The organism is Desulfuromonas acetoxidans DSM 684, assembly GCF_000167355.1.
In the GTDB taxonomy this organism is placed as follows: domain Bacteria; phylum Desulfobacterota; class Desulfuromonadia; order Desulfuromonadales; family Desulfuromonadaceae; genus Desulfuromonas; species Desulfuromonas acetoxidans.
The window spans coordinates 132,439-154,571 of the sequence record NZ_AAEW02000001.1 but is presented as its reverse complement, the minus strand read 5'-3'; the positions used below and the strand labels follow the sequence as shown (position 1 = coordinate 154,571).

The 22,133-nt window shown below is 52.6% G+C and carries 17 protein-coding genes, 1 tRNA gene and 1 riboswitch; of the genes, 13 read left to right on the top strand and 5 right to left on the bottom strand.

Annotation, left to right across the window (positions count from 1 at the left end; translation table 11 throughout):
- The first annotated feature begins 1 nt into the window (after position 1).
- Together DACE_RS00660 and DACE_RS00655 are read left to right on the top strand one after the other, a co-directional pair.
- Positions 2-610: a nitroreductase family protein gene (locus tag DACE_RS00660; RefSeq protein ID WP_005997500.1), complete on the top strand. Its 609-nt coding sequence runs from the start codon at positions 2-4 to the stop codon at positions 608-610.
- Between the two features lie 179 nt (positions 611-789).
- Positions 790-2,730, top strand: coding sequence for a methyl-accepting chemotaxis protein (locus tag DACE_RS00655; protein ID WP_005997498.1), 1,941 nt, complete (start codon positions 790-792; stop codon positions 2,728-2,730).
- A gap of 81 nt (positions 2,731-2,811) precedes the next feature.
- Here DACE_RS00655 and DACE_RS00650 read toward each other — a convergent pair whose 3' ends face one another.
- On the bottom strand, positions 2,812-3,735 hold the full coding sequence (locus DACE_RS00650; protein WP_005997497.1) for a YeiH family protein: 924 nt from the start codon (positions 3,733-3,735) through the stop codon (positions 2,812-2,814).
- A gap of 126 nt (positions 3,736-3,861) precedes the next feature.
- On the opposite strand from DACE_RS00650, the gene DACE_RS00645 reads away from it, so the two are divergent.
- A complete protein-coding gene (locus DACE_RS00645) occupies positions 3,862-4,758 on the top strand; it encodes a LysR family transcriptional regulator (protein WP_238326377.1) in 897 nt (298 codons plus the stop codon).
- Here DACE_RS00645 and DACE_RS00640 read toward each other — a convergent pair.
- Positions 4,755-6,200 (bottom strand): sensor domain-containing diguanylate cyclase, encoded by a 1,446-nt coding sequence (locus DACE_RS00640; protein ID WP_005997493.1) that lies wholly within the window; start codon positions 6,198-6,200, stop codon positions 4,755-4,757. The two genes, DACE_RS00645 and DACE_RS00640, sit on opposite strands and share 4 nt — an antisense overlap.
- Positions 6,201-6,226: 26 nt before the next feature.
- Positions 6,227-6,682, bottom strand: coding sequence for a cyclic nucleotide-binding domain-containing protein (locus tag DACE_RS00635; protein ID WP_005997491.1), 456 nt, complete (start codon positions 6,680-6,682; stop codon positions 6,227-6,229).
- A 115-nt stretch (positions 6,683-6,797) separates the two neighbouring features.
- Between DACE_RS00635 and tadA the strand changes: the two genes are divergently transcribed.
- The 3 genes from tadA (at position 6,798) to DACE_RS00620 (ending at position 9,387) form a co-directional block, all read left to right on the top strand.
- Entirely contained in the window at positions 6,798-7,295 is a 498-nt protein-coding gene (gene tadA / locus DACE_RS00630) for a tRNA adenosine(34) deaminase TadA (protein ID WP_005997489.1), read from the top strand.
- A gap of 11 nt (positions 7,296-7,306) precedes the next feature.
- Positions 7,307-7,394 (top strand) — tRNA-Ser (locus tag DACE_RS00625).
- Positions 7,395-7,807: 413 nt separating this feature from the next.
- A riboswitch (cyclic di-GMP riboswitch) is annotated at positions 7,808-7,886 on the top strand.
- Positions 7,887-8,106: 220 nt separating this feature from the next.
- Positions 8,107-9,387, top strand: a complete 1,281-nt coding sequence (locus tag DACE_RS00620; RefSeq protein ID WP_040365805.1) for a sensor domain-containing diguanylate cyclase — start codon at positions 8,107-8,109, stop codon at positions 9,385-9,387.
- A 96-nt stretch (positions 9,388-9,483) separates the two neighbouring features.
- Here DACE_RS00620 and DACE_RS00615 read toward each other — a convergent pair whose 3' ends face one another.
- Positions 9,484-11,139: a hypothetical protein gene (locus tag DACE_RS00615; protein ID WP_005997487.1), complete on the bottom strand. Its 1,656-nt coding sequence runs from the start codon at positions 11,137-11,139 to the stop codon at positions 9,484-9,486.
- A 611-nt stretch (positions 11,140-11,750) separates the two neighbouring features.
- On the opposite strand from DACE_RS00615, the gene DACE_RS00610 reads away from it, so the two are divergent.
- Positions 11,751-12,872, top strand: coding sequence for a Fic family protein (locus tag DACE_RS00610; RefSeq protein ID WP_005997486.1), 1,122 nt, complete (start codon positions 11,751-11,753; stop codon positions 12,870-12,872).
- 67 nt (positions 12,873-12,939) lie between these two features.
- Here the strand turns inward: DACE_RS00610 and DACE_RS00605 are convergent, their stop codons facing one another.
- A complete protein-coding gene (locus DACE_RS00605; RefSeq protein WP_005997485.1) occupies positions 12,940-14,574 on the bottom strand; it encodes an ABC-F family ATP-binding cassette domain-containing protein in 1,635 nt (544 codons plus the stop codon).
- Positions 14,575-14,776: 202 nt separating this feature from the next.
- Here DACE_RS00605 and DACE_RS00600 point away from each other — a divergent pair, with 202 nt between their 5' ends.
- The 6 genes from DACE_RS00600 (at position 14,777) to DACE_RS00575 (ending at position 22,133) form a co-directional block, all read left to right on the top strand.
- Positions 14,777-15,475: an MgtC/SapB family protein gene (locus DACE_RS00600; RefSeq protein ID WP_005997484.1), complete on the top strand. Its 699-nt coding sequence runs from the start codon at positions 14,777-14,779 to the stop codon at positions 15,473-15,475.
- 434 nt (positions 15,476-15,909) lie between these two features.
- Entirely contained in the window at positions 15,910-16,770 is an 861-nt protein-coding gene (locus DACE_RS00595; RefSeq protein WP_050769949.1) for a putative ATP-dependent zinc protease, read from the top strand.
- Between the two features lie 12 nt (positions 16,771-16,782).
- Entirely contained in the window at positions 16,783-18,300 is a 1,518-nt protein-coding gene (locus tag DACE_RS00590; protein ID WP_005997481.1) for an inactive transglutaminase family protein, read from the top strand.
- Entirely contained in the window at positions 18,300-19,247 is a 948-nt protein-coding gene (locus DACE_RS00585) for an alpha-L-glutamate ligase-like protein (RefSeq protein WP_005997480.1), read from the top strand. The genes DACE_RS00590 and DACE_RS00585 overlap by 1 nt, the downstream gene beginning before the upstream one ends.
- Before the next feature lie 116 nt (positions 19,248-19,363).
- Positions 19,364-20,851, top strand: coding sequence for a DUF2779 domain-containing protein (locus DACE_RS00580; protein WP_005997479.1), 1,488 nt, complete (start codon positions 19,364-19,366; stop codon positions 20,849-20,851).
- 34 nt (positions 20,852-20,885) lie between these two features.
- Positions 20,886-22,133, top strand: a complete 1,248-nt coding sequence (locus DACE_RS00575; RefSeq protein ID WP_005997478.1) for a metallophosphoesterase family protein — start codon at positions 20,886-20,888, stop codon at positions 22,131-22,133.

Below are 22,133 nucleotides of genomic sequence, written 5' to 3'. Positions count from 1 at the left end.
AATGTCTGAAATAAATGCCACACTCGAAACGATAGTCCGGCGTCACAGTATCCGCAAATTTACCGATCAGCCGGTGAGCGAAGAGATGTTGCAAGCTGTTCTGCACGCTGCCAACCAAGCGCCTTCAGCGCATAATCAGCAGTCCTGGCGTTTTGTGGTGGTGACGGGAGAGAAGAAACGTCAACTGGCGGAACTGGTCAAACAACGCGCAACAGATTTTCCCAAAGCATCCTCAGCTCTGCTGCGCATGGCCGCACGCAGCATCGCAACCGCTCCGGTCGTGGTGGCCGTGGCCAATACTGGTGAGCTGATCGAGCATGGTACCAAACTCTTTCAATTGGAAGATGCTTATGTCAGCCAGGACTTTTTTCGCACCATGGAGATTCAAAGTTCTGCCGCCGCAGTGGAGAATATGTTGTTGGCGGCCACCGCTTTGGGCTTTGGTAGTGTCTGGTTAGGTGTTCTGTTTTTGATCAAGGATGAAGTGATGGCGTTTCTCGGTGAAGGACAGGGTGAATTTATGGCGGTTGTGCCTATCGGTTATGCCGAACGGGACAGCTCGGGACCGAAAAAAAGAGCCACTGATGTGGTGGTGCGACGGCTGGATTAGTTTTAACAAAATGTAATGACTGTGCACTTGAGTCCATGAAATAGTGGTGCTACATTAGAAAACGGAAAATTTTTCCACTACTCTGTCGTGCTTTTTTGATATGACAAGGACACTTTTATTGTGTGTGCCCGTACGGGTGCGCTGCTTTGATTACCTCTTTTAGGTTCGGAGACCCTTCCATGAAAAACTTGTCCATCAAAGTCAAGGTCATTGGCGTTAGTATTTTACTGCCCACACTGTTGTTGTGTGGCCTGTTTGCCGCTTATGTAGTTCAGGAAAAAAACACGGCTGTTACGACCTATGTTGACAAGGCCCGTACTATTACCGTGACGGTTGAATCCACCCGCGAGGGGATGGAAGACCTTTATCAAAAAAGTGTCTTTACACCGGCTATGTTGCGCGAATTTGCCGACGCTGGTCATGCGGATAAATTGCTTGCTTCTGTGCCTGTGGTGTCGTCGTGGAATGCGGCCATGCGTAAGGCCCGTGAAGGGGGCTACGAATTCAAGGTGCCCAAGTTCAGTCCGCGCAATCCGGCCAATGAACCGGACGCTCTGGAAGCTCGGGCGCTGAAAAAAATAAAGGCTGAGAATCTCACGGAATATTATGAGATTGATGAAGTGCGTAATGCCGTACGTTATTTTCGACCGGTTCGGTTGAGCGAAATCTGCCTGACCTGTCATGGTGACCCGTCAACCTCTGTTGCCGTGTGGGGCAATGATCAAGGGTTGGACCCGACCGGAGCCCGCATGGAAGATTGGCAAGTCGGTGAAATTCATGGTGCCTTTGAAGTGATTCAGTCTCTGGATGAAGCGGATGCGCAGTTGGCTGCCTCACTGTGGAAAGGTGGCGGTGCTGTTATCGGTGGTTTGATCATTTATGCAGCGCTGTTGACTCTGTTTGTCATGGGTAATTTGATCCGACCGTTGGGCAAAAGTGTGGCCATGGTCGAGGCGATGGGCGAAGGGAAACTCGATCAGCGTCTGCGCTTTGAAAATAACGACGAGATGGGTCGTATGGGCCGGGCTATGGATGCGTTTGCCGACAGTCTGCAACATGAGATTCTCACCGCTTTTAACAAGCTGGCTCACGGTGATTTCACCTTTGCCGCCCACGGCTTGATTAAGCAGCCGTTGGCGCAGGCCAACGACGCATTGAATGACAGTATGGGACAGGTACAATTGGCCGGTAACCAGATCTCCTCCGGTGCCGATCAGATTTCCGACACCAGCCAGACATTGTCGCAGGCGGCCACCGAGCAGGCCAGCTCTCTTGAAGAGATCTCCGCATCCATGAGCGAAATGGCGTCGCGCACCAAGCAGAATGCTGAGAATGCCGTGCAGGCCAACCAACTGGCGGCCCAGGCCAGCACCGCGGCGTCCAAAGGCAATGAGCAGATGCAGGAGATGGTGGGAGCTATGGGCGAGATTAATGAATCGGCCCAGAATATTTCCCGCATCATCAAGGTTATTGACGAGATTGCTTTCCAGACCAATCTGCTGGCATTGAATGCCGCTGTTGAAGCGGCGCGCGCCGGTCAACACGGCAAAGGTTTTGCCGTTGTTGCCGAGGAGGTCCGTAACCTGGCAGCACGCAGCGCCAAAGCGGCCAGTGAAACGGCGGAATTGATTGAAGGAGCCGTTCAGAAAGCCGGCAATGGTACTCAGATCGCCGAAAGTACAGCCGAAGCTCTTGATGGTATTGTCAGTGGCATTACCAAGGTTTCCGACTTGGTCGGTGAAATTGCCGCCGCTTCGGATGAGCAGACCCAAGGTATTTCTCAAGTCAGTATTGGTCTGACACAGATTGATGAAGTGACCCAGCAAAATACAGCCAACGCAGTGCAGTGTGCCGCGACCTCGGAGGAATTGGCTGCACAGGCGGCTCAACTGCAGGAGATGCTGGCTGGGTTTACCCTCTATTCGTCGAGACAAAAGGCTCCGGTAAGCGTGAAACCCGCATCAGCACCACAACCCGCGTTGGCTTCTCCGGTTGAGGCCCAGCCAACTGCGGCACCGCAACCGGCAGCAAACAATTCCGCGGCCAGTGGTTGGGGGAGTTCCGGTGCTGAGAGCAGCGATTTCATTGCTCTGGACGACGATGAATTCGGGAAATATTAAGATTATCCCTGCTGAACAACGAAAAAGGCCTGCACACTGTGCGGGCCTTTTTTCGTTGGTGCTGTTTATGTTACGTGTTGATCAAATGAGTCGATAATGAACGGCGGCCAGTGTTAGGGTGCTGATGATCAGCCACAGGGTCACGCCTTGAGTCAGTGTGCGGGCTCCCACCTTTTTCAATAAGTTACGGTTGAGTCCGGCACCGACAAAGAACAGGCTCAATACCAAGGCGTGGCGGGCCACTGTGGCTACGCTATGCCAGGCCGGTTCCCACCTGGGCAGGGCTGAATGAACCGCCGCTGCTGCGATAAATAACACGATAAATAGAGGGATTTTCGCGCGTTGTCCCGAGTTGGTGAGCATTCCGGCAATGAGAGCCAGAGGCGCAATCCACAGCGCGCGGGTCAGCTTGACGGTGGTGGCTGTTTCCAGTGCCTCAATGCCGTAGCTGGCTGCAGCACCGACGACACTGCTGGTGTCGTGAATGGCCATGCCTGCCCAGGTGCCGAACTGATGTTGTTCCAGGTGAAACAGGTGGCCGACAAGTGGAAATACCAGCAGCGCAACGGCATTCAGAGTAAAGACGGTGGCCAGGGCCACAGCTGATTCGTCGTTTTCAGCTTTGATCACCGGTGACATGGCGGCAATGGCGCTTCCGCCGCAGATGGCAGTACCGCAAGAGACCAGCAGGCTGGTGCCGTGCGGAACTTTGAGCCAGCGGCCCAACAAACTGCCGATGGCCAGAGTGATGAGAATCCCGGCCAGCGTTGAAAAAAAAGAGCCTTTTCCCACCTGCCAGACCTCAATCAATGGAACGCCGAATCCCAAGCCGACCACGGCGGTTTGAAGCAATTTTCGGCTTGCTTCAGCATTGATCTGCGGCCAGGGGTGCTGCCAGGTTAGCCCGTAAATGATGCCGATGGCCAAAGCAACCGGGGCGCTGACCATCGGCAGTAGGCAGATGCCGATGGCGAGAAGGTAGACAGGTTTGGCAAGTGGATTCATGATGCTCTCCTTGACACGGTGTTTTGCTGTTGAATCAGCTTCGTGTTGACAAAACACTAGCAAATCTATTGTATAAATAAAAATAGATAAAAATTGAATTAATCATCAAAAAAATTGAGGTGAATAGTGATCAGTTTGCGGAAGCTCGATGTGTTTGTTCAAGTGGCACAGCAGGGGCAGATCACCCGTGTTGCTGAATCTCTGGGGTTGACGCAATCGGCTGTCAGCATGGCGTTGTCGAGCCTGGAAAACCTCCATGGCGGCCCCCTGTTTCATCGTCAGGGGCGTCGACTGTTGCTCAATGAACAGGGCCGCCGCTTGTTGCCCATGGCTGTGGGGCTGGTGCAGGATATGGACAATTTTCGGCGAATGCTTGAAGACGCGCATGATCAACCGAGTGGTCACCTGCATGTCGGTGCCAGTACCACCATCGGTAACTATCTGCTCCCATTGCTAGTGGCGGATTTCACCCGCCGCTATCCTCAAGCCACCATTCAGTTGCAGGTGGGCAATACCGAGCAGATAGAACAGGCGGTTGATGAGGGTCAGCTCGATGTCGGACTCATTGAAGGGCCGTGTCACCTTGAACGCCTTGAGTGCCGATTCTGGCGTGATGATGAGTTGGTGGTGATTGTTGGTCCGCAGCATCCGTGGTGCTCCGCTGTCAGCGTGGATCGATCAACCCTGCTTGACGGTCAATGGATGATGCGCGAGATTGGTTCCGGAACACGGGAAGTTTTTGAAGCGGCCCTTGGTCGGGATGTGCAAAAGTTGGACTCGGTGGTCGAACTGGGGCACACCGAGGCGATAAAAAAAGCGGTGCAGGCCGGTCTGGGTGTCAGTTGCTTGTCGCGTCTGGCGGTACAAACTGAACTGGAACAGGGGTGGTTGGTTGCTGTGAAGACGCCTTTGGATTTAACGCGTCAGCTCAGTGTGCTGATCAGCCCGGGGCGTTATCAGGGCAGATTATTGCAGAGTTGGATTGAGGCGATTGACAAAGCTGTCGTGGCGACACTTGGTTAAAGCTGGGCAATCACTTCACAGCGGTTTTTGCCGTTCTGCTTGGCGATATACAGGGCTTGATCGGCCCGTTTCAGCAGCGTGTTGTGGTCGTCCTGATCACGGTATTCCACCACGCCGAAGCTGGCAGTCGTGTACAAGGTTTGCTCCTCAAAGCCGATGGCGTAGGACTGAATAGCCAGTCGGATCGACTCTGCACGTTTCAGGGCGTCGTCAAGCTGGCAATGCTTGAGTAGTACGAGAAACTCTTCACCGCCCCAGCGGCCGACAACATCACAGTCGCGAAGTTCCGTGGTCACGATATTGGCGATGTTCTGCAGCACCGCGTCACCGGCTATGTGGCCATGGGTGTCGTTGATCTGTTTAAAATTATCGAGATCGAACAGAATGACGCTGAACGGGACCTGGTGACGTTGTTGCTCTTTGAACAGTTGTTGCAGGTGAAGATCAATGGCTTGGCGATTGGCGATGCGCGTCAGCTTATCGGTCAGAGCCATCTCTTCCAAACGCTTCTGGTAACGGTTGATGGTCATCTGGGTCAGGATGATGACAATAAAGGTCACTGTAAAGCAGATCGCCACATTTATCAGCAGAGTCAGGCGAATCTGGCGCAGCATCGGTTCTTCCGATTGTTCCACCATCAAGTACCAGCCGAATTCGCTAATGTAGCGGGTGTTGAGGTGAAAGGTTTCGCCATTGCGTTGATACACAAGGGTGTTTTGCTGTTCATTGAGCAGCTGATCGCGATGGGCGGACAGCCCTTCAATATCCGCCAAAGAGGTGATCGATGTCGGGAACTCCTTGCCGGCCAGAGTCAGCACTCCCTGCGGATCGACAAAGAAGATCGTGCGCTGATAATTTTGTTGATAATTTTCAATCAGGTTTTTGACCGCAGAAACAGTCAGCCCGACACCGGTGGCGCCGATGAACTGATCCTGATAATCCTTTACCCGGTAATTGATAAAAATGGTCATGCTGTCATGGTTGGCCATGTCCGGGTCGACATTGATTTCGTAATCTTGCTGCATGTCGCGGACACGGAAATACCACACATCGCGTGGTTCATCCGCTGATACGGTTTTCAAAATCCCGTCGGCATAGTAGTAATGATAGGTATGATCGGAGACAAAAAAGCTGGTAACAGTGCCGTAGCGCTGCTTGATCTCATTGAGGTAGCGCACCACTTTGTCGGCGTGCTGCTCCCCCTCCGTCACCCATTCACGCAAAAACGTATCACTGGCCATGAGTGATGAGATAAACAGGGGCTGCAGCAGATCACGCTGGATTTCTGAATAGATGGTGTCACTGGTCAACGGCAACTCATTGTCGTCAATTCGGACACGCAGGGAATTCAGCGAAGCATAATAGCTTGCCAGGCTGGTGAGGAGAAAGCCACTAGCCAAAAGCAGGGTGAGTGTGACAATAAGGCGGCGTTTGCTGATCATTCAGGAGGTCCCGTGCGCGGAGTGGGTCAAAAAATTGAGGCAATGCGTTCGTAGGATTTGCTCAAGCGTTTACTGGTCATCTTAAATAACCCTTTTAGCAATTTCAGACCCAATGTGGGATTGGTCTGAATCAGTGCTTCAAATCTGTCGTTGGACAGAAACAGAAGCTCCACATCCGTGATCGCTTCGGCACTGACGGAGCGCACATTATCTGTCAGCAGACACAGTTCTCCGACGACAGAGCCGGGACCATACGTGCCGACGATAATATAGCGGTCGGAAAACTCGGTCATTTTCTTGATGCCGAGGCGTCCCTTCAGAATAAATGCGACCTGATTATCTTCATCCCCCTCTTTCCACAGTGTCTCACCCGATTCAGCGCGCTGATGAGTACAGAACTCCAGCAGGCTGGAGATCTCCTCTTTGGGCATGTTGCGAAAAAAACGAAATTTGTCTTGCGCTAACGCAGGTAAAGACGTCATGGTAACAATCCATCATTTAATGTTAAAGGCAGGGAAATGTTAACGTTATTTGACAAGATGTCAATCAAAACCCGGCCTGTACAGCTGTATACAGAGTGGTGAAGGAGTTTTTAGCGTGAATCAATCCCAGGATGAGCACTACATGCGTCGTGCGCTTGACTTGGCCCGTCAGGCCGAGCAGCTTGGCGAAGTCCCGGTCGGTGCTGTTGTCGTGCTCAACGGTAAGGTGATCGCGGCTGCCGGTAACCGCCGCGAAACCTGGCAAGATCCCACCGCCCATGCCGAGTTGATTGCCCTGCGTGAAGCTGCCAAACGCATTGATTCCTGGCGACTCGAAGAGGCAACACTCTATGTCACTCTCGAGCCCTGTATCATGTGCATGGGCGGCATCATTCTGTCGCGGATTCCCCGCCTGGTGTTTGGTGCGCGTGATCCCCGTGTCGGTGCCGTTGGCTCGGTGTTTGATCTGGCTGACGATGAGCGCTTTAACCATCGTGTCGAGGTGTCCGAAGGGGTTCTTGCCGAAGAGTGCAGCGAAATTCTCTCCAATTTCTTTCGTCAATTGCGTCAAAAGAAAAAGGCTGCTAGAATGCGCTCCGCAAAGGACGAGTAAATCATGATTACGGAGAGGTGTCCGAGCGGCCGAAGGTGATTGACTCGAAATCAATTGTCCCGAAAGGGACCGGGAGTTCGAATCTCCCCCTCTCCGCCATTAATAAACAAAGGGATGTTGCCCAACGGGCGACGTCCCTTTGTTTTTATTATGCTGTAAGGAGATTCGAAGCGTAGCGAGCGCTGACTGAATGTCAGAAAAGCGGCCAGGGATGGCCGCGTCAGCGAGCGAAGGGGAGCCGACGCAGGCAAATACAGGAAGTGTTTGGCGTAGTTTGCGAATCTCCCCTTCTGCGCCTTTCGCTTTCAGAGGCTGTTAAATGTTCGAGCATGGTTCGTCGAGGGATGCTCGGCATGGTGCAATTAAAGCAAGTCTTTGTCGTAGCGACGAATTTTATCATGTGCCTCCTGTCGGCAAACCGAGATAAAATTTGCCTTCGTAAGATGTTGTGCTAGCATGGTTAGCAGATTCTTATAGTTTCTAGACTGAACATAACATACGTAGATATATCTCTCCGATAAAGGCAAAACCGGAGTAATCCGGTGACGCAAAGCCACGGGTCCTGTTTGACAGGATCGCCGGGTTCCCGAAGAGGCTGGTTCCCGTCCTTTGTCAATGAAGGACTACAGAGGTGCTCTTCTTCGCGTAAAGGAGGGCACTTTTTGTTTTTGGGCGGTGAACTGCTTTTTCTGAGTGGGGGGTGTTTTCTCTGAGAAGGAAACCTGATGCGGCTGAAATTGTACCTTTTACAGGGCGAGTCGCGCGATCCCATCCAGTTCTATAGGTGAGAAAACATGGGGTGAGTAAAAGCATGGCCGATTATAACGACGGAAAATGTAGAGAAATTGCCCTGTTTCCAGAGGAAAATCCTTTTCCGGTCATGCGTGTGAGCAAGCAAGGAAAATTGCTTTATGCCAACAGGGCTGCGTTTAAGATATTAAATCCATGGCATTGTGCTATTGGAGAGCAGGTTCCTGAGTTCATTTTCCAGAAAGTCAAAGAGTCACTGCAGGAGAATATCCGTTTATCTCTGGAGATGAGTTTTTCAAGGCGTTTTTACTCGTTAACGCTAGTGCCGATTGTTGAGCAGGGGTACGTCAACTTTTATGGACAGGACGTGACTCAAAGCAAACTGGCCATAGAACAATTAAAGCAAAGCGAGATGCGTTTTCATCAGATCGCTGATTTCATGCCGCAACTGGTCTGGACGGCTGACCCGTCGGGGAATGTTGATTATTACAATGAGCGCCGAAAGGAGTTTGAAGGGTTTACACAAAGTGAAGATGGTAGTTGGTCGTGGGCTCCTGTTGTTCATCCGGATGATCAGCACGAAACGATCGAAGCCTGGAAAAAGGCGTATCAGACTGGAACCGCATACGAAATTAAGCATCGGATTAAACGTTCAAATGGTCGCTTTACCTGGTACTTGAGCCGTGCTTTCCCGATTCGGGATGAAACGGGGAAAATTATAAAATGGTTTGGCACGGCAACGGATATTGATGACATTAAAAAGGTGGAAATTAAACTCGCTCAAGCCAAGAAAGCGGCGGAAGAAGCCAATCAAAAGCTCAAAGAGTTGGCCAGTACGGATGTGGTGACGGGGCTGCAAAGTCGCAGGGCATTTATGGAAGAGGCGAAGAGCCTGTTTCAAATCGCCGAACGCTACCAACGGCCGTTTTCATTCCTGATTATCGATATCGACCATTTCAAAAAGGTCAATGATACCTATGGGCACCTGGGAGGGGATGTCGTTCTGGTTGAGCTTGGCAAAATCATGTCGAGCTGCCTGCGCGCCACGGATATTCTCGGCCGGATTGGCGGAGAGGAATTCGCGGTTATTTTACCCGAAACGGGCCCTGATCATACCGCTGAACTTATTGAGCGGTTATTGGAAAAGGTAAGAACGACCGAGATCCGGATTGACGATGATACGCTCGTTTCTGTCACGGTCAGTATCGGAGTTGCGACGGTGCCACCCTTGCCGATTCATGTCGGCAAAGTGATGGCCGCAGCGGACAAAGCGCTTTATCAGGCCAAGTCGGATGGTCGAAATCGTTGTTGTGAAGCAAGTATGGACTGTCATGAGTCGTAACGAGTCGATGCCCTGGCGGGATGTATAAAGTAAAAGAGGACATCTCCTTATGGTGACGTCCTCTTTGTGTTTAGACTTGATGGAACGAGAGGCAGTTTAGTCCTCTGAACTCTCCAGGGCTCCGGCCAGATCTTCAACAACGCCCAGCACCGTCTCCTTATCCTCTTCCGGCAGGTGGTAAAGGTTTTCATACAGGCTGTGCAGTGTGCCCATACGTGCCCCTTGAACCTGATATGGCAGGTCTTCGCACAGTGGTTGTCCGACGGGGCCCATCAGCTCGTCACTGGCTTCAATCAGCAGATTGACGACTACCTGGTTTCTCAACAGCCCTTCGTACAGTCCGTCGAGAGCGGTCATGCGTGCGGCCTGTACGCTGTTGTTGAATGATGCCGGATCGCCGGTCGGGCCGGTCAGTTGCAGTGCGGTGCTCAACAGTTGGTTGTAAATCTCCGGATTGCGGGCAATCCCGGAGAAAAGTTCTGAGAAGGAGGCCATGCGTGCTGCAAGTACCGTTTGATCGGTGATAGCTTGGTCGTAGGTGATAGTACCGGCCAGAGAGGTGACTGCTTCCAGTATGAGCGACATGGTTCCAGGGTTGCGCGCCAGACCTTCATAGACCTGATCAAAAGAGGCGAGGCGTGCGGCCAGTACAGCGGAACCGAAGGTACTGGTCGATGGAGTGGGGCCGGTCAAGGCTAATGCTGTGGCAACCAGTTCGTTTTTTAACTCGGGATTACGGGCGACACCGGCGTAGAGTGCGTCAAACGAGGCCATGCGTGCAGCGAGAACAGTCTGGTCGGTGATGGCTTGCGGATAGGTGACGTCACCGGAGAGTTCCGATGCGGCTTCGAGAATGATCGGCAGCGCCGATGGGTTGCGCGCTTGTCCCTCATAGATCGTAGAGAAAGAGGTCAGGCGTGCCGCTTGTACGCTGGCCGGGAAAGCGGCCGTCTCCGGCGTGGGACCGGTCAGGGCCAAGGCGGTTGCGACAAGATCCTCCTTGAGATCGGGAATGCGGCCGATGCCGTAATACACGCCGCTCAAAGAGGCCATGCGAGCAGCAAGGAGCGTTGGCTCTTCGATCGGCTGGTCATAGCTGACGTCGCCAGCCAGGGCTGACACCGCTTCAAGGATCGAATCCGATGCTTCAGGATTGCGGGCCTGTGCTGAGAAAACCGCTTCCATTGATGCCAGGCGCGCGGCCTCCACCTCGATACTCCAAGAGGCCGGGTCACCGGGAGGACCAAACAGTTGTAATGCAAAGGTAATTAATTCGTCTTTACGGTCCGGATCATAGGCAATGCCTTGATAAACTCGGCTCACGGCAGCCATGCGCGCCATTTGTACTTTGTCGCACAAGGATTGGGCTGAGCCTCCTAATTGCCCGATCAGTTCATCTCTGAGCTGAATCAGTTCCAAAACAAAGGCATCATCAGGATTGGCTCCGGCGTCAATATAGGCCTCTAATAAATCACCGCAGGCCGTGATCCAGGCCGTTTGTTCTTCACAGGTGTCGGGTTGTTTTTCCAGAGCTCCGGAAAGACGTGTTGCCGTTTCAATCAGTCCTTCCTGGTCTGCACCGGATTGCAAAGATAGGAAAACGCCACCCAGGCCGAGAATCCGTTGCGCATTGACGTAGTCCTGATCGTACGGGCTGTGGTGATGGTCGTCGCTACAACCGGTTAGAAGGAAGGCTAACAACAGTGTCAGAGCAATAAAAAGAGCCGAAGTGTGGTGCCGTCGTAAACGCATGAATGATCCCCTCCCGATTAAAAAACAGTAAGCGACCATCTAAGCATATTTTACGACAGTATACAATCAGCCTAAGGTTCTGTTATCGCAGGCACAATAACCTATAACGCCCGGTGATCGTGCCCAGTCTTATCCAAGTAGTATTCGTAATCCCCTTCGTAGGCGGTCATGCCGCCCTGGTTGACCAGTAGCGGGATTCCTTCAAGCCTGCCGCTGCTTTTGCCTTCTCTGGATTCTTTGTCAGTAGTTCATCTTTAAAGGAAAATAGGAAAGAAAGTCCTTCGGTGTTGAGTTTTTACGACAATCTCTTAAGTTTCAAAAAAAGAAGAAATTGAGAGACAAACGGATTTGAGCTTTAAGTTTTTATGTCAAATTCTTTTGAGTTTCAAAAAAAGAAGAAATTGAGAGACAAACGGATTTGAGCTTTAAGTTTTTATGTCAAATTCTTTTGAGGTTCAAAAAAAGAAGAAATTGAGAGACAAACAGGTTTGAGCTTTAAGTTTTTATGCTAAACTGTTTTGCATCTCAAAAAAGCAAAAAAAATAATGACAAAGCTTTTTGGAGATAATTTATTTGAATTTTCAATAGTCAAAGTGAGTGGGTAAAACATTATGGAGCACAGTTTAGAAAATGCGGTTGGCTATCATTACGGAAAGTTTCCTCCTGAGAATCTTGATTATGGACGCCTGGTGCAACCTCTCGTAGAGGCAACCGATGCTTTAGCACGCTATGACCAGATGCTGAAAAATATGCACAATAGTGAAATATTGCTCGCACCTTTGCGAAATCAAGAGGCCGTCATTTCCTCGCGGATGGAGGGAACGGTGAGCACAATGGATGAAATTTTGCAATATGAAGCGGACTATAGTGGTGAATCAGGTGAGGTCGGTGATGTGCGATCTGAGGTTATTGAAACAATTTTGTATCAACGTGCATTGAAGGCAACGCAGCAAGCTATGTCAGATGGTTATGGCCTTTCGAAGTCTCTGATTAAATCAATCCATCAACGCTTGTTGTCTTTGGGGCGTGGAGCTAAAAAATCACCAGGACAATTTAAAACCGAACAAAATTATTTGGCGGATAAATTCAAAAAAAATATCCTGTTTGTGCCAATTTCTCCGGAATCCTTGGAATCCGGTTTGGATCATCTTTTTGAATATATCCATAACAGCACAGAACCTGTTTTAATCAAAACAGGGATCACTCATGTCGAGTTTGAAGCCCTTCATCCATTCAAAGACGGTAATGGCCGTATAGGGCGAATGCTTATTACATTGATGATGTGGAACTGTGGTCTGATTTCCGCACCTCATTTTTATATCAGTGGCTTTCTCGAAGAGAATAAAGACACTTATATTGATACAATGCGAAGCGTCTCTGAAACAGGAGATTGGGAGAGCTGGTGTGTCTTTTTTTTGAAAGCTTTAGAGCAGCAAGCGATTAGAAATTTAGAGATTGCTGAAAATATAAAAACTTTATATGAAGAGATGAAGTCTAAGTTTTCAGAATTGTTGTCTTCAAAATGGAGCGTAAATGCCTTGGATTTTGTTTTTACAAATCCCGTATTTAGAAATAACAAATTTACAAATAACAGCGGAATCCCTTCTGGAACTGCTGCCCGGTTTACGCGTATTCTTTTAGATGAAGGACTAATTATTACGAAAGCAGAAGCCTCTGGTCGCCGCCCAGCGCTTTATTCTTTTGAGCCGTTAATGCAATTGGTCAGAGTTTAGAACGGCGATTGCTTCCATCCTAAACACGAAAGATGTCGTCCTTCGAACCTTTGGGTTGAGAGAATTCCTACAACGCCCGGTGGTCGTGACCGGTTTTATCCAGATAGTATTCGTAATCCCCTTCGTAGGCGGTCATGCCGCCGTGGCGGATCTCAAACACCCGGTTGACCAGTGAACGCAGAAAGTGGCGGTCATGGCTGACCAGCAGCAGGGTGCCTTGAAAGCCCTGCAGGGCCTCCAGCAACACCTCGCGCGACTGGATATCAAGGTGGTTGGTTGGTTCGTCAAGGATCAGCAGGTTGAGCGGTCGACCGAGCAATGTGGCCAGCACCAGCCGCGACTTTTCCCCACCGGATAACTTATCCACACGTTTATCCACATCATCGCCCTGAAACAGAAACGCCGCGCACAGGTTACGCAGCACCCCGAAAGTGAGCTGGGGCAGGGCGTCCTGCACGGTTTCAAACACGGTCTTGTTCGGGTCGAGCAGTTCCATGGAGTGCTGACTGAAATAGCCGGTGTGAACATTGGCACCGATGGTCACCTCACCGGTAGTCGGTTCGGTGTCGCCGTGAAGCAGCTTGAGGAAGGTGGACTTACCGGCACCGTTAACCCCGACCACGGCGATTTTCTCGCCGCGGCGCACCAGGCCGCTGACGTTGCTGAGCACCTGCTTGTCCTCGCCTTCCGGCTGCGGCCAGATTTTGCCGAGATCGTTGAAGGTTACTACGTCGTCACCGCTGCGCGGTGGTTCGGCAAATTCAAAGTGAATCCGTTTCTGCTCCGGTGGCAGTTCGATCCGTTCGATCTTTTCCAGCTTTTTCACCCGTGACTGCACCTGGGCGGCGTGGGAGGCGCGGGCGGCAAAGCGGCTGATGAACTCCTCCTCCTTGGCCAGCATCTCCTGCTGGCGGCGGTGACTGGCCAGCAGTTGTTCGCGGCGGATCTCGCGCTCGGTGAGGTAAAAGTCGTAGTTGCCACTGTAGGTGGTGATGGTGCCGTTGCCGACCTCGATAATCCGGCTGACCAGCCGATTCATAAAGTCGCGGTCGTGGCTGGTCATGACTACGGCGCCTGTGTAGTCGTCCATCAGCCAGTTTTCCAGCCAGATGATCGATTCCATGTCGAGGTGGTTGGTCGGCTCGTCGAGCAGCAGCACGTCGGGATTGAGAGTCAGGATCCGCGCCAGGGCGATGCGCATTTTCCACCCGCCGCTGAACTGTTCGACGGGTCGGGCGTGATCCTGTGGTGCAATGCCGAGGCCGGTGAGCACCGCTTGGGCGCGCGATTCGAGATCGTAACCGCCGCGATGCTCAAACTCCTGCTGGACCTCGCCGTACTGTTCGAGCAGCGTGGTCATCTCATCATCGTCCAACGGCTCACACATGCGTGCCTCCATTTTTTTGAGACGCTCACCGAGGGCGACGGTGGCTTCGGAGGCAGCGACCACCTCTTCAAGGGCCGAGCGTCCGGTCATGTCGCCGACATCCTGGGAAAAATAACCGATGACGGTTTTCTTGTTGCAGGTGATGTCACCATTGTCCAACGCCTCTTCGCCGGTGATCAGGCGAAAGATGGTGGATTTTCCGGCACCGTTGGGCCCGACCAGGCCGGTACGGCTGCCCGCCGGAATCTGCAGACTGGCATGTTTGAACAGAACGCGATTGCCGTGCTGTTTGGTGATGTCGGTGAGATGAATCATGGCGCTTCCTTGCTGATTATGTCAGGTCACTGGTTGTGGTTAAGTGCGTGGGAATAGCATGGTTGGCGATGAGAAACAAGGATAAACAGGGCGGTGATGTGGACGGGATATTGAAAACAACCCAGATGAGCTAAAATGCTCGACAAACCGGGTCATTAGGCATTACTCTGCGATCTAACACGAATCGAACAAGGAGGCCTCCATGTGGGCGGATGATCCGATGGTTAACAGCCCGTTTCTGTTGATTTTAAAGTTGGTTCTGGCATTTGTTGCCGGCACCCTGATCGGTATTGAACGCGAAAAACATGGCCGTCCGGCCGGACTGCGCACCCATATTCTGGTGTGTGTCGGTGCGTGTCTGATGATGGTGGTGTCCGAGGGGGTGTTTTTCAAATTTGGCGATCTTTCGGCACAAAGTGTTGTGCGCCTTGATCCGGGGCGTATCGGCGCGCAGATTATTACCGGTATCGGATTTCTCGGTGCCGGGGTGATCCTTAAGGAGGGGGTGTCGGTACGTGGACTGACCACGGCCGCCTGCCTGTGGTATGTGGCCGGCTTGGGCATGGCCTTCGGTATGGGCATGTTTCTCATTGGCGCAGTTGCCACGGCCCTGGCCCTGATCGCCCTGATTGCCATGAAAAAACTGGAACCGGTGCTGAAGAAAGACCGTTTTCTTAACCTGTGTGTGGTGACCGGCTCTGATGTGGATGTGTTGGATCAATTGCAGCAGGTGTTTACCAACCATCAGGTGTTTGTGTCCAATATCGAGCAAGATGTCAATCTGATGGAAAAGCAACGTCGCTACGACTTTGTCTTGACCCGCCATCAACAACGGATCGGCCGGGAACTGGTCGGAGAAATTCTCGAACTCAACGGTGTGATTCGAGTGCGTTACAAGTAGGTTCGGGAGCTGTTCTTGATGGTGAAAATGGGGGCCGGGAGTCTGTCCGCCACTGGTGGTTTTCTGGACAGCGTGCGTCAGGCATGCTACTGTGAACAGCCTCTGGTCTTCGGACCGTTTTGTGGTTTCTTTTTTCGTCCCATCACGCCCGTGATTGTCGTGGTTTCATCCGTAGGGGGAAACTCCTGGCAGATCAAGACAGTCACGTCCCTGTATTCTCTAGGAGAAATACGCGGATGAAGGTTCCCTGATTTTTACCAAAGCACATCACTGTGAGAAGGCTTCCAGCTGAAGCCTTGGGCTTGGCCTGGCTGTTGTACGCTGGTCCGATCCACCCGTGTCGCGCGCAATTGGCGTGATGCTGTAGGATTTTTGCGCCCAAAATACAGTGTCAGGGAACTTGGTATGAGGACGCGTTGGTTCTGGATGCCGCCATGGGAAACACTCTTGTGGCGTTGTCCACCAAGGGAGATTTTTTAATGATACGACGTTTTTATTTTTTCAGCGTTTTGGTTGCAGTGCCCCTGTTGCTGACAACCGCCGGCTGCAAGCCTTATTTTGTGTTGGCCACCCAGCAGGACAAAATCATGCTGGAGCAGGTGCTGGATCAGGAGACACAGCAATTGGATCAGTTGGATAGACTGACCGGGCGACTCGAATCGATGCAGGATGATCTGGTTGCCAACCAATCGCAGACGGTTACTGAGTTGCAGCAGAAGATGGCCAATCAAGATGAACAGTTGGTGGCGTTGAAAAAACAGCTCGCTGAACTGAATCAGGCCTTTGACAGCTTAAAGCAGGAGCGTTTTGCGGACGTGGTGCGTTACAACGATATGCAAAGTGTAGCTGTTGACACCGACACAACGACCAGACAGGTGATTGGTGCGGTGGAGCAGGTGTATATTTCTCCGCCCGGTGTTCTGCTCAACGCCCGCATCGATACCGGGGCCACAACCTCCTCCATTGATGCCCGCAACATCGAGCCGTTTGAGCGCGATGGTAAGCGCTGGGTTCGTTTCGAGATCAGCGACCCGGAAAATGACGAGCCGGTTGTTCTTGAGTGCAGGGTCGTGCGTCGGGTCAAGATTATCCAGGCTATCACCGAAGAGAAAGAGCGCCGTTATGTCGTTGAACTGTTGGTTGCCCTCGGTAATGTCACTCGTAGTGCTGAGTTTACTCTGTCGGATCGGGCGCATGTTGAATATCCGGTGTTGATTGGCCGCAATATTCTCATGGACTCGATGACCGTGGATGTCAGTAAGAAGTTCCTTTCCGTTCCCACCCATTCGCGCTAACGGACTGTTTCGATGCCTAGAGTTCTTTTCTACAGTGTTATTGTCGCGTTATTTGTACTTGGGCTGGGGCTAATGTGGGTGCGTCATGCTCAGACCAACGCACCGCTGCTCCCCGGTGAACAGGCCGAAGTGTGGTTGGTTGAGGCCAAAATCAATTTTGCCGCAAAAGGCGGACCGGTGCGGGTCAGTCTGGATATTCCGGACCATCTCCCCCGCTTCAAAATAGTCAATGAACAGGCGGCGTCTCCGGGGTATGGTTTTTCCATTATTGATGCCGGTGGAGGCAACCGCCGGGCGGTGTGGACGGTACGCAATTCCACCGGACCCCAGACTCTTTATTACAAAGTGCAGGTGACTGCCGAACCACTGTCAGAGACCCGTTGGGCCGCCGCACCACCAGCCCCGATGGACATTTTCTGGGAGGAATCCCAGCTTGGTGCAGCGCGCCATGTGCTGGAGCTTGCTCATGCCCGGTCAGATTCAGTCCTGACCATGTGCAGTGAATTGATCAAGCTGGTGAATGCCGGCGATAAAGATCAGAATGTCTCGCTGCTGTTGTCTTCCATGCCGGTCGAAATTTTACTGGAGAGGTTGCTTAATGATGCCGGGATTCCAACCCGGATTATCAAGGGGCTTCATTTGGAGGAAAATCGTCACAATCTGCTGCTTGCCCCAGTGCTCAACGTTTATGACGGCGAGGGTTGGGTGATGTTTGATCCGACCTCCGGGAAGCAGGGACCGCCGGAAAATTTTATGTTGTGGAACCTGGATGATTTCTCCCTGCTGGATGTCAGCGGTGGACGGAGTTCCAAGGTTAGTTTTGCGGTGACCCGACAGAGTATTTCTGCCAAGCAGTTAGCTTTGGATGGCCCTGAACAGACCCGTTTTTCCCTGTTTGATATGCAGCGGCTACCGGTGGAAGAACAGAATATGCTCAAGGTGATGTTGCTGATTCCGCTGGGCGCTCTGGTGGTGGTCTTCATGAATGTTTTAGTTGGGCTGCGGACTTCCGGCACCTTTATGCCGATTCTCATAGCGCTGTCGTTTCTGCAAACCGCTCTGCTACCCGGCCTGGTCAGTTTTGTCGCCATTGTTTCCTTTGGCCTGCTGCTGCGCAGTTATCTGTCCCATTTTAATCTGCTGCTGGTGGCGCGTATTTCCACCATCGTGATTTTGGTGCTGATGATTATTGTCTTTTCGAGTCTGTTCGGCTATCAGATCGGATTGAACTCCGGCATGACCGTGACATTTTTTCCGGTGATCATTATTGCCTGGACCATTGAACGGATGTCGATTTTATGGGAAGACCAGGGCCCGCGCGAAGTGGTGCTGCAGGGGGGCGGCAGTCTGCTGGTGGCCGTCTGTGCCTATCTGCTGATGAGCTGGCCAACCGCCGCCTATCTCAGTTTCAACTTTCCCGAGATCAACCTGATTGTGCTCGCTTTGATTATGACCATGGGCAATTACACCGGCTATAAATGGACCGAATTGCGTCGCTTCCGGGCCTTGCGGCTCAAGTTGAGGCTGTGATGTGGTTCAAAAGCTTGCGAGACATGGGCATTCTCGGCATGAACGCTCGCAATATTGAGTTCATTGGCCGTTACAACCAGCGCAAACTCTATCCGCTGGTGGACGACAAGCTGAAAACCAAAAAACTTGCCCAACGTTTTGACATCCCCGCGCCAAAGCTGCATTTCGTCATCCGTGAGCAGCACCGGCTGAGAAACGCGGAAAATCTGTTTCGCAAACTCGACGGCTTTGCCATCAAGCCGGCTAAAGGCTCCGGCGGTAAAGGGATTCTGGTGATTAAAACCCAGGAACAGGGCCGATTTGTCACCACCTCAGGCGTTCGTCTCGGGCTCACCGATATCAAACGCCATATCTCTAATATTCTCGCCGGACTCTACTCCCTGGCCGGAACCCCGGACGTGGCGATTGTCGAAGAACTGGTGGAGTTTTCCGACATGTTCACCGGCTTCTCCCATCAGGGGGTGCCCGATATCCGCATTATCGTCTTTCAGGGCTACCCGGTAATGGCGATGTTGCGTTTGGCCACCCAACGCTCCGATGGCAAAGCCAACCTGCATCAGGGGGCCATCGGTGTCGGACTTGATATCGCCACCGGTACCTCACTCGACGCCGTGCTATTCTCCCTGCCACTGGAGGTTCATCCCGATACCGGCAGAATTCTGTCTGAAATTGACATCCCCGGCTGGCAGGAGATCCTTTACCTGGCCGCACGCTGTCATGATATGACCGGCCTTGGCTATATCGGGACTGATATTGTCCTCGACAGTGACAACCGTCCGCTGTTGCTAGAACTCAATGCCCGACCTGGCTTGTCCATTCAGGTCGCCAATGGTCAGGGCTTATTGCCCCGCTTGCGCCACATTGAAAAACTCAAGCGTAAACATGATGCTGCTCAAGAGCGGGTTAACTACGTATTAACGACATTTGGAGCGACGGCCTCTTTGTAGCCTCTTTGTTGTTCTTGCCAAAAGTGTAGGCAGGGAAACGGCTGGAAAATGATGCATGGCCAAGCTATGATCATGGCGTTTGATTCCGTTGCAGAACGTTTCCTTCAGGAGGGCTCATGGCAAAAAAAGTCAGCATGGGACTGAGCAAATCGCTGCTGCTCAAAGGCTTTCAATGCCCCAAAGCGTTATGGCTGACCAAGCGGCCACCGGAGTTTGTCCTGCCCGAACGTCCCGATCTCGAAGCCAAGTTTCGCGCCGGTACCGAAGTGGGCATCCTTGCCCAACAGCTTTATCCTGGCGGAGTCGAAGTACCTTATGAAGGTCTGACCGTTCCGGCGCAGCTGGCCAAGACCAAAGAACTGATCGAGCAGGGGGCAGATGTCATTTACGAGGCGTCCTTTTCCTTTTCCGCCATCTTTGTCAAAGTCGACCTGCTGGTGCGCGACGGCGATCAGTGGCAGATTCATGAAGTGAAAATGGGCACCTCGGTCAAGGATGTCAACCTCGACGATGTAGCCATTCAGCACTATGTGTTGAACGGTTGCGGGCTGTCGATTTCCAAGTCGTTCCTTGTCCATATAGACAACAGCTACGTGCGCCAGGGGGAGATTGACGTGCACCAGCTGTTTCACAGCGAAGAGGTCACCACTCAGGTCAAGGTGCGCCTGCAGCATATCCCCGATGGCGTGCGCGAGCTGCGCGAAACCCTGCGCCAACTCAACGAGCCGGATGTCGACATCGGCCCACACTGCACCGATCCGTTTGAGTGCGATTTTATCCCCTACTGCTGGCAGCACATTCCGGCCAACTCGGTGTTCGATCTGCGCGGACGCGGCGTCAACAAGTTCGACCTCTACCGCCGCGGTGTGGTGACTTTTGACGAGATTCCCCTCGACCAACTGAATGCCAAGCAGCGTCAGCAGGTGGAGGCCACGTTACATCAGCAGGATACCGTTCATGCCGAGGGCGTGCAGGCGTTTCTCGACAGCCTGTGGTATCCGCTCTATCACCTTGATTTCGAAACCTTCAGTGCGCCGATCCCCAAATTCGATGGCACGCGCCCCTATCAACAGGTGCCGTTTCAATATTCCATCCATGCCCAGCAAGTGGCCGGTGGTGACGCCCAACATTTCGAGTATCTGGCCCCGCCCAATGTTGACCCTCGCCGCGAGCTGGCCGAGCAGCTGCTGGCGGTGATCCCGGAAGATGCGTGTATCCTCACCTACAACCAGAGTTTCGAAAAGGGCGTGCTGCGTGAGCTGGCCAAGCAGTTTCCCGATCTGGCCGACGCCCTCCAACAGCGCATCGCCAACATCCGTGACCTGATGGAACCGTTCCGTAAGCGTGACCTCTATCGCTGGCAGATGCAGGGCTCCTACTCCATCAAAGAGGTGCTGCCCGCCATGGTGCCGGAGCTGAATTACAAGGAACTGACCATTGCCGACGGCTCGGCCGCCATGCAGGCTTATCACACCATGTGCGCCATGGAGCTGGGGGAAGAGCTGGACCAGCTGCGTCGCGACCTGCTGCGTTATTGTGAAATGGATACCTGGGCGATGGTCAAGGTGCTGGAGGCGCTCCACGCCAACATCATTACACAATAAGCACCATTACTTTTCACCACTCAACGGACCCCTGATGCGTTTTATCCATACTTCTGATATTCACCTCGGCAAAACCTACCGCAATGCGCCCGGAGAAACCGAGCGCTACGAGGATTTTTTCACCTGCCTGGCCCAGATCGTTGCCGATGCCGTGACCGAACAGGTCGATGCGCTGTTGGTCGGTGGTGATCTGTTTCATGTCGGCCAGATTCTGCCCAAGACCTTTGCCAAAACTATTGAAACCCTGCAACCGCTCAAGGATGCCGGCATCCCCTGCATTGCCATCGAGGGCAATCACGACTGGATTCACCGCCGCGACAGTATTTCGTGGATGGAGGCGTTGTCGCAGATGGGCTATATCAAGCTGCTGCGTCCGGCCCGTACTGAGGAGGGCGGTTACCACTTTGTGCCCTTTGACGAGGAAAGCGGTATGGGTGGCCACGTCGATATCAACGGTGTGAATATCTACGGCCTTGGCTATATCGGTGCCCAGGCTGGTAGCCATGTGGAGCGCATCTGTCAGGCCGTGACCACGGACAACAACCTGTTGTTGTTCCATGTTGGGATCTGGAGTTATTCGCCGGTGGAGATCGGCAATATGAAGCCGGACGAAGCCCATCCCCTGGCGGAGACGTTCAGCTACGTCGCGCTGGGGCACGGCCATAAACCCTACGTGGTGAAAACGCCCGACGGTACGCCCTATGCCTACAATCCCGGCTCGCCGGAACGGGTCAATTTCGGTGAAGAAACGTATGACAAAGGCTATTATCTCGTCAGTATTGAGGATGGCCATGTCTGTGCAGAGTTTAAAATCACCATGCCACGGCCGATGATGGTAGCGGCCATTGATCTGGGCGGTGCCCAGCATGCTGACGAGGCCATGGATTCCTTTGCCCGTCAGGTGCAGGAACTTGTCGCTGAGCAGACGGATAACCGCCGCCCATTGCTGGAACTGAAGCTGGTTGGCAAGGTGGGCTTTCATCCGTTTGAACTGGGCCGCGAGCGGTTGCGTGCCGCCCTCGACGACATCGCCCAGCCTTTGCATGTCGAAATCAAAAATCATCTATCGCTGGTCACCCGCGCCAAAGACAACGCTACCGCCAAGAAGAGCCTGAGCGAGATTGAGCAGGATGTGTTGCATGAGCTGGTGGGCGCGTCGAGTGACTATCAAGGCCGCGAAGAGGAACTGGTAAAGCTATCTTTGCTGTTGCGCGATGCCGTGCAAAAGGGCGATGTCGATGGCGATGAGCTGTTGGCGTTGCTCGATGGGGAGGGGGCGTAA

Coding starts and splice junctions, on each gene's coding strand:
- DACE_RS00660 (WP_005997500.1), top strand. CDS start 2: ATGTCTGAAATAAATGCCACACTCGAAACGATAGTCCGGCGTCACAGT.
- DACE_RS00655 (WP_005997498.1), top strand. CDS start 790: ATGAAAAACTTGTCCATCAAAGTCAAGGTCATTGGCGTTAGTATTTTA.
- DACE_RS00650 (WP_005997497.1), bottom strand. CDS start 3,735: ATGAATCCACTTGCCAAACCTGTCTACCTTCTCGCCATCGGCATCTGC.
- DACE_RS00640 (WP_005997493.1), bottom strand. CDS start 6,200: ATGATCAGCAAACGCCGCCTTATTGTCACACTCACCCTGCTTTTGGCT.
- DACE_RS00635 (WP_005997491.1), bottom strand. CDS start 6,682: ATGACGTCTTTACCTGCGTTAGCGCAAGACAAATTTCGTTTTTTTCGC.
- DACE_RS00620 (WP_040365805.1), top strand. CDS start 8,107: ATGGCCGATTATAACGACGGAAAATGTAGAGAAATTGCCCTGTTTCCA.
- DACE_RS00615 (WP_005997487.1), bottom strand. CDS start 11,139: ATGCGTTTACGACGGCACCACACTTCGGCTCTTTTTATTGCTCTGACA.
- DACE_RS00610 (WP_005997486.1), top strand. CDS start 11,751: ATGGAGCACAGTTTAGAAAATGCGGTTGGCTATCATTACGGAAAGTTT.
- DACE_RS00605 (WP_005997485.1), bottom strand. CDS start 14,574: ATGATTCATCTCACCGACATCACCAAACAGCACGGCAATCGCGTTCTG.
- DACE_RS00600 (WP_005997484.1), top strand. CDS start 14,777: ATGTGGGCGGATGATCCGATGGTTAACAGCCCGTTTCTGTTGATTTTA.
- DACE_RS00595 (WP_050769949.1), top strand. CDS start 15,910: ATGGGAAACACTCTTGTGGCGTTGTCCACCAAGGGAGATTTTTTAATG.
- DACE_RS00590 (WP_005997481.1), top strand. CDS start 16,783: ATGCCTAGAGTTCTTTTCTACAGTGTTATTGTCGCGTTATTTGTACTT.
- DACE_RS00585 (WP_005997480.1), top strand. CDS start 18,300: ATGTGGTTCAAAAGCTTGCGAGACATGGGCATTCTCGGCATGAACGCT.
- DACE_RS00580 (WP_005997479.1), top strand. CDS start 19,364: ATGGCAAAAAAAGTCAGCATGGGACTGAGCAAATCGCTGCTGCTCAAA.
- DACE_RS00575 (WP_005997478.1), top strand. CDS start 20,886: ATGCGTTTTATCCATACTTCTGATATTCACCTCGGCAAAACCTACCGC.